Annotated in this window: 4 protein-coding genes; 3 read left to right on the forward strand and 1 reads right to left on the reverse strand. The window is 45.6% G+C overall.

Annotated features, from left to right (window positions below):
• Positions 1–10 precede the first annotated feature (10 nt).
• From betA to NI455_RS12200, 3 genes are all read left to right on the forward strand, one after another.
• Positions 11–1,678 (forward strand): choline dehydrogenase, encoded by a 1,668-nt coding sequence (betA, locus tag NI455_RS12190; protein ID WP_180075847.1) that lies wholly within the window; start codon positions 11–13, stop codon positions 1,676–1,678.
• 147 nt (positions 1,679–1,825) lie between these two features.
• Positions 1,826–2,596, forward strand: coding sequence for a TorF family putative porin (locus NI455_RS12195; protein WP_100535111.1), 771 nt, complete (start codon positions 1,826–1,828; stop codon positions 2,594–2,596).
• A 365-nt stretch (positions 2,597–2,961) separates the two neighbouring features.
• Positions 2,962–5,160 carry an OsmC domain/YcaO domain-containing protein gene (locus NI455_RS12200; protein WP_253114415.1) on the forward strand — a complete coding sequence of 733 codons (2,199 nt, stop codon included), beginning with the start codon at positions 2,962–2,964 and terminating at the stop codon, positions 5,158–5,160.
• 300 nt (positions 5,161–5,460) lie between these two features.
• Here the strand turns inward: NI455_RS12200 and NI455_RS12205 are convergent.
• Positions 5,461–6,908 (reverse strand): electron transfer flavoprotein-ubiquinone oxidoreductase (locus NI455_RS12205; protein ID WP_253114417.1); only part of this gene is annotated, 1,448 nt, incomplete at its 5' end.

Here is a 6,908-nt window from a genome sequence, read left to right on the forward strand (position 1 = left end):
TCTCCGCTTGATGAATTACGATTATATTATTATCGGGGCAGGCTCGGCCGGAAATGTGCTGGCTGCTCGATTGACTGAGGATCCGGATACCAAAGTCTTGCTATTAGAGGCGGGCGGGCCGGATTATCGTCTGGATTTTAGAACCCAGATGCCGGCAGCCTTGGCTTATCCTTTACAGGGACGCCGTTATAACTGGGCCTATCTGACCGATCCTGAACCACATATGAATAATCGCCGCATGGAATGCGGACGTGGTAAAGGCCTTGGTGGCTCATCGCTGATTAATGGCATGTGTTATATCCGCGGCAATGCCATGGATCTGGAACAGTGGGCCAGCTTGAAAGGTCTGGAACACTGGAGCTATGCAGAATGTCTGCCCTATTATAAAAAGGCGGAAACACGCGATATTGGCGGCAATGACTATCATGGCGATGCCGGGCCAGTTTCAGTCGCAACACCAAAAAATGATAATAATGAGCTGTTTCATGCCATGATCGAAGCTGGTGTACAGGCCGGTTATCCACGAACGGACGATTTAAATGGCTATCAGCAGGAAGGCTTTGGCCCGATGGATCGTACCGTGACTCCGCAAGGCCGCCGTTCCAGTACCGCGCGCGGTTATCTGGATATGGCCAAAGGGCGCGACAATCTCACTATTATTACCCATGCCATGACCAATAGAATTCTGTTTAGCCAGAAGCAGGCGATTGGCGTGGAATATTTTGAAGGTCAAAATGCCTTACAACCCATTCAGGTCTTTGCCGATAAAGAAGTTCTGCTGTGTGCCGGGACGATTGCTTCCCCGCAAATTTTGCAGCGTTCAGGTGTGGGTCCTGCCGCATTATTAAAAAGTCTGGACATTCCGGTCGTTCAGGACTTGCCGGGTGTGGGCGAAAACTTGCAGGATCATCTGGAAATGTACCTGCAATACCAGTGTAAAAAACCGGTCAGTCTCTATCCCGCCTTAAAGTGGTATAACCAGCCGATGATTGGTGCTGAATGGTTATTTCTAGGCACAGGTATTGGCGCCAGTAATCAGTTTGAAGCAGGCGGCTTTATCCGTTCTTCCGACGAGTTCGAGTGGCCCAATATCCAGTATCATTTCCTGCCGATTGCAATCAACTATAATGGAACCAATGCCATTCATGAGCATGGTTTTCAGGCGCATGTCGGTTCGATGCGTTCACCCTCCCGCGGGCGTATACAACTCAAATCCAAAGATCCGTTTGAGCATCCAAGTATTTTATTTAACTATATGAGTACCGAGCAGGATTGGCGCGAATTCCGGGATGCCATCCGGATTACCCGGGAAATTATGCACCAGCCAGCACTTGATCCTTATCGGGGTGAAGAAATCAGTCCGGGTCAAGCTGTACAGACAGATGCCCAGATTGACGAGTTTGTGCGTAATCATGCTGAAACCGCATATCACCCATCTTCTAGCTGTAAAATGGGCGAGGATGATATGGCAGTTGTGGACGGTTATGGCCGGGTACATGAAATGCAGGGTCTCAGAGTCATTGACGCTTCCATCATGCCCTTAATTATTACCGGAAATTTGAATGCCACTACCATCATGATGGCCGAGAAACTGGCAGATCATATTCGGGGAAATCCGGCTTTAGCTGCATCGACTGCGCCGTTTTATCGGGCAGCTCGAGTCTCAAGCCAAGCTTGAAATTTCTATTTTACAGGTGGAAATAGGCATAAACTTATATTAATTATGCGTTAAAATAAGCTGTATATTTTGATATTAATCGATCTTTAAGTAGGGCTGCATCATGTTTTCAGCCCTTTTATTTACCCAAAAAGAATTTTATATTTTATGAGAATCTTAAATCAAACCTTGCTCTTCGGCTGTGTCACATTTTCCAGTATTTGTAGTTTTGCAAATGACGTTCAAAACAATCAAATACAAGCAAGTGGCAACCTGAGCGTGGTGTCTAAATATGTATCACGCGGTTTAAGCAATGCACCGGAAGACGATAATATTGCACTACAAGCAGGGTTGAATTTGGCCTATGGCAACTTTTATGTGGGCTATTGGGGTTCTACATTGGGTTATTCCTATGCTGAGGTGCAAGGACGCAGAGGGCATAGCACCGATAAATTCGAGCATGACTTTTTGGTCGGCTATACGCACAGCTCGGAACATTATGATTGGGATTTCTGGAATGCCACCTATTATTATCCAGGGGGCGAAAACACCACCGGTAATGAGTTGGGTTTAAATGTCAGCCGTATGCTGGATGAAAAAACCAGTATTGGCGCGAGCGTATCGACCTATCTTTATGATGTGGCCTATGCCAATCAGGGCGATACCTTTTATACGCTGAATCTGAACCATCAATTGAATGATCGTGTGAATGCCAGTCTGACTGCTGCAGGTAGCTATTTTAATGATGAAGGCAAATATGAAGGTGGAGAACTGGGTGATACCCAAAAACAGCATGCCTTCCGTTATGCGTCTGCCGGACTGAGTTATGCAATCTTGCCTCAATTAAGTGTGTCAGGCGAATATCTGCTGGGGGGCTATGACCGCTACGGTGACAAGCAGCGAAATCTGGCTTTATTCGGTTTAAGCTATGATTTTTAAGGCCTTAAAGCTTAGAAGATGAAATTATTGTTAATCTGTCTATACATATTTTAAAGCTACATCAGAAGCGCTCATTCGATATTAAAAGCAACACATGGATCGTCACAAATTTTAAATGTGTTGATTCATGTTGTTCCTATTTCTTAGCTTTATAGAAAATATCGCGGAAAAACTCACAAACGTTATCAATTTCATCAAATGACTCTATAATAGCGCCCATTCTTAAAGGGTTCGCCGTAGTCTCATGACTACGTTATTACCCTGATTTATTTTTAAGTCAAGTTCTCCTGCGTGATTCGGCTTGTACATTCAGATTCAGCATCTTATTTGTCCATGGCGGCACATAAGAACATTTAGGTGTCCACATGGAAATCAAGGTCAATTATCTCGACAATCTGCGCCAAGAAGCCAAATTTGATGACTTCACGGTGATTGCCGATCAACCGATTCGTTACAAAGGCGATGGTTCTGCACCCGGTCCATTCGATTATTTTCTGGCCTCATCGGCACTTTGTGCAGCTTACTTTGTCAAAGTATATTGTGCAGCACGTGATATTCCGACCGAAAATATTCGCCTGTCACAAAACAATATTGTCGATCCTGAAAACCGTTATAAACAGATTTTTAAAATTCAGGTTGAACTGCCAGCTGATATTTCAGAAAAAGACCGCCAGGGCATTTTACGTTCGATTGACCGTTGTACGGTCAAGAAAGTGATCCAGACTGGCCCTGAGTTTGTGATTGAAGAAGTCGAAAGCATTGATGCCGATGCGCAAGCCTTGTTAATGCCAAGTCTGGCCTCTGCAAACAGCACTTTTATTCCGGGCAAAGATCTGCCTTTGGAAGAAACCATTGCCAATATGTCTGCCATTCTGGCCGGTCTGGGCATGAAGATTGAAATCGCATCATGGCGCAATATCGTACCAAACGTATGGTCATTGCATATTCGTGATGCACAGTCGCCAATGTGCTTTACCAATGGTAAAGGTTCAACCAAGGAAAGTGCGCTGGCATCTGCACTGGGCGAGTTCATCGAGCGCTTGAACTGTAACTTTTTCTATAATGACCAGTTCTGGGGTGAAGACATTGCCAATGCAGAATTTGTACATTATCCGGATGAAAAATGGTTTAAGCCGGGCCCGAATGGCGAACTTCCGCAGGAAGTCTTAGACGAATATACACTTGAAATTTATGATCCTGAAGATGAGTTATTGGGTACGCATCTTTATGACACCAACTCGGGTAATACTGAACGTGGCATCTGTTCACTGCCATTTGTACGTCACTCCGACGGTGAAACGGTTTATTTCCCATCGAATCTGATTGAAAATCTGTACTTGAGTAACGGGATGAGTGCAGGGAATACCTTGCCTGAAGCTCAGGTGCAATGCCTGTCTGAAATCTTTGAACGTGCGGTCAAGCGTGAAATTATTGAAGGTGAACTGGCTTTACCGGATGTACCTGAACAGGTGCTGGCGAAATATCCAAAAATTGTTGAAGGTATTAAAGGTTTAGAGGAACAGGGCTTCCCGGTGCTGGTCAAAGATGCCTCATTAGGCGGTCAATTCCCGGTAATGTGTGTGACCTTGATGAACCCGCGTACCGGCGGTGTGTTTGCATCTTTTGGCGCGCATCCAAATTTTGAAGTGGCACTTGAACGCAGTCTGACTGAATTGCTGCAAGGTCGTAGCTTCGAAGGTCTGAATGACCTGCCGAAGCCAACTTTTAGCTCAAATGCCGTGACTGAACCGAACAACTATGTCGAACACTTTATCGATTCGAGCGGTGTGGTGTCTTGGCGTTTCTTTAGTGCCAAAGCAGATCATGAATTTGTGGAATGGGATTTCACCAACCATGGTCAAAACTCCAATGCAGATGAAGCTGCAGCTTTATTCGGCATTCTGGAAGAGCTCGGTCATGAAGCCTATATGGCGGTTTATCAACATTTAGGTGCAACGGCTTGTCGTATCCTGGTGCCAGGCTATTCTGAAATCTATCTGGTCGAAGATCTGATCTGGGATAATACCAACAAGGCTTTGGCATTCCGTGAAGATATCCTGAACTTGCATCGTCTGGATGAAGAACAGCTTGAGGCGCTGGTAGAGCGTCTGGAAGAATGTGAGCTGGATGACTATACCGAGATCAAAACCTTGATCGGGGTTGAATTCGATGAAAATACCGAATGGGGCCAATTAACGATTTTAGAATTAAAATTGTTAATTTATCTTGCGCTGCAACAATTTGAAGAAGCCAAAGATCTGGTTGAGCAGTTCTTGCAGTTCAATACCAACACGGTAGAACGCGGCTTATTCTATCAATGTATGAATGTGGTGCTGGAAGTACTGCTTGATGACGAGATGGAAATTGAAGATTATGCACATAACTTCCGCCGTATGTTTGGTGATGAACGTATGGATGCGGTTATGGCTTCAGTTGAAGGCACGCTTCGTTTCCATGGCCTGACTGAAACCAGCATGAAGCTTGAAGGTCTGGATCGTCATTTACGCCTGATTGATAGCTATAAAAAACTGCATGCTGCGCGTGCCAAGTTTGTCGCAAAATAAATCAATTCCCTGAATGACTCAAATTTTAGTCGTTCAGGTCTGATTTTAAAATGGCTGATCCGGCTTCGGGTCAGCCATTTTTTCAGCACGACATAAACCAGATTATTTTCCTATCTCATTTCAATAGATAGAGTGATACAGGCTTATTTTGATTTACTTTAAAATTTATTAATCCCAGCTCTCGAGAGAACTGGGATTACCTAAAAAATTAAAGTGAAGAGTTAGTACGAACTGCTTCAAGATTGGGTAAGTGAATCAGAGAAATAGATATATTTTTTTAATTCACAAGAACTATCCAAATTACATATTTGGATAGTTTGGACCACCGCCACCTTCCGGTGTTACCCAGGTGATGTTCTGAGACGGATCTTTAATATCACAGGTCTTGCAGTGCACACAGTTGGCTGCATTGATCTGGAAACGCTTGGAACCGTCATTATTTTCCATGATTTCATACACCCCTGCCGGGCAGTAACGCTGCGCCGGTTCATCCCATGTCGGCAGGTTGACTTCCACCGGAATTGAAGCATCGGTGAGTTTTAAATGCGCTGGCTGGTTTTCTTCATGCACGGTATTCGAGACAAAGACTGAAGACAGACGATCAAAAGTCAGCTTGCCATCCGGCTTTGGATAGTTCGGTTTAAAGCTTTCAGCCGCCTGGGTTTTCAGCGCAGCATGATCTTGAACCAGATCATGCAGGGTAAATGGCACTTTAAACACGTTCTGATCGATGAAGTTAAACGCGCCACCGATCCATTGACCGAACTTGTGCATTGCCGGGCCAAAGTTACGCGAGTTATATAGCTCTTCTTTCAGCCAGCTGTTGTTGAACTTGTCGGTATACGCGGTCAGTTCTTTCACGAAGAAATCTTCACCTTCAGCCACACGTGCCACCGCCAGATCACCGCCTTTTTCTACACCGGCCGCAATCGCCTCAAATACCGCTTCACCGCAGAGCATGCCGGATTTCATCGCAGTATGTGAGCCCTTGATCTTGGCAAAGTTCAGGAAGCCGGCATCATCACCAATCAAAGAACCACCCGGGAAGGTGAATTTTGGTAATGAGTTAAAACCACCTTTGGTCACAGCACGCGCACCATAAGAAATACGCTTACCACCTTCCAGATACTGCTTGATCAATGGATGGGTTTTCCAGCGCTGCATTTCCATGAACGGATACATATACGGGTTAGTGTAAGAAAGATCCACGATCATGCCCAGGGTCACCTGATTGTTCTCGGGGTGGTAGAGCCACCATCCGCCTGAAGAACCAGTTTCAGAAAGCGGCCAGCCGGCACCATGCATGACCAGACCCGATTTGTGCTTGGCAGGATCGATTTCCCAAAGCTCTTTAATGCCGATACCGTAGTGCTGCGGATCAGCGTCCTTATCCAGGTTGAACTTCTGGATCAGACGTTTACCGAGGTGACCACGACAGCCTTCAGCAAAGATGGTGTATTTGGCATGCAGTTCATAACCCGGGGTAAAGTTATGCGTCGGCTCGCCATCTTTACCAATGCCCATGTCACCGGTCTGGATGCCTTTGACTGTGTCATCGGCATGATACAGAATTTCTGATGCCGCAAAGCCCGGGAAGATCGATACTTCGAGTTCTTCGGCTTTCTGGCCTAACCAGCGCACCACGTTGCCGAGCGAGATGACATAGTTGCCATCGTTATGCATGGTTTTAGGCACCATCCAGTGCGGTGCTTCCTGTGATTTTTCATCTGAAAGCAGGAAGAAGGTTT

The organism is Acinetobacter lwoffii (assembly GCF_024129435.1).
Lineage (GTDB): Bacteria > Pseudomonadota > Gammaproteobacteria > Pseudomonadales > Moraxellaceae > Acinetobacter > Acinetobacter lwoffii_F.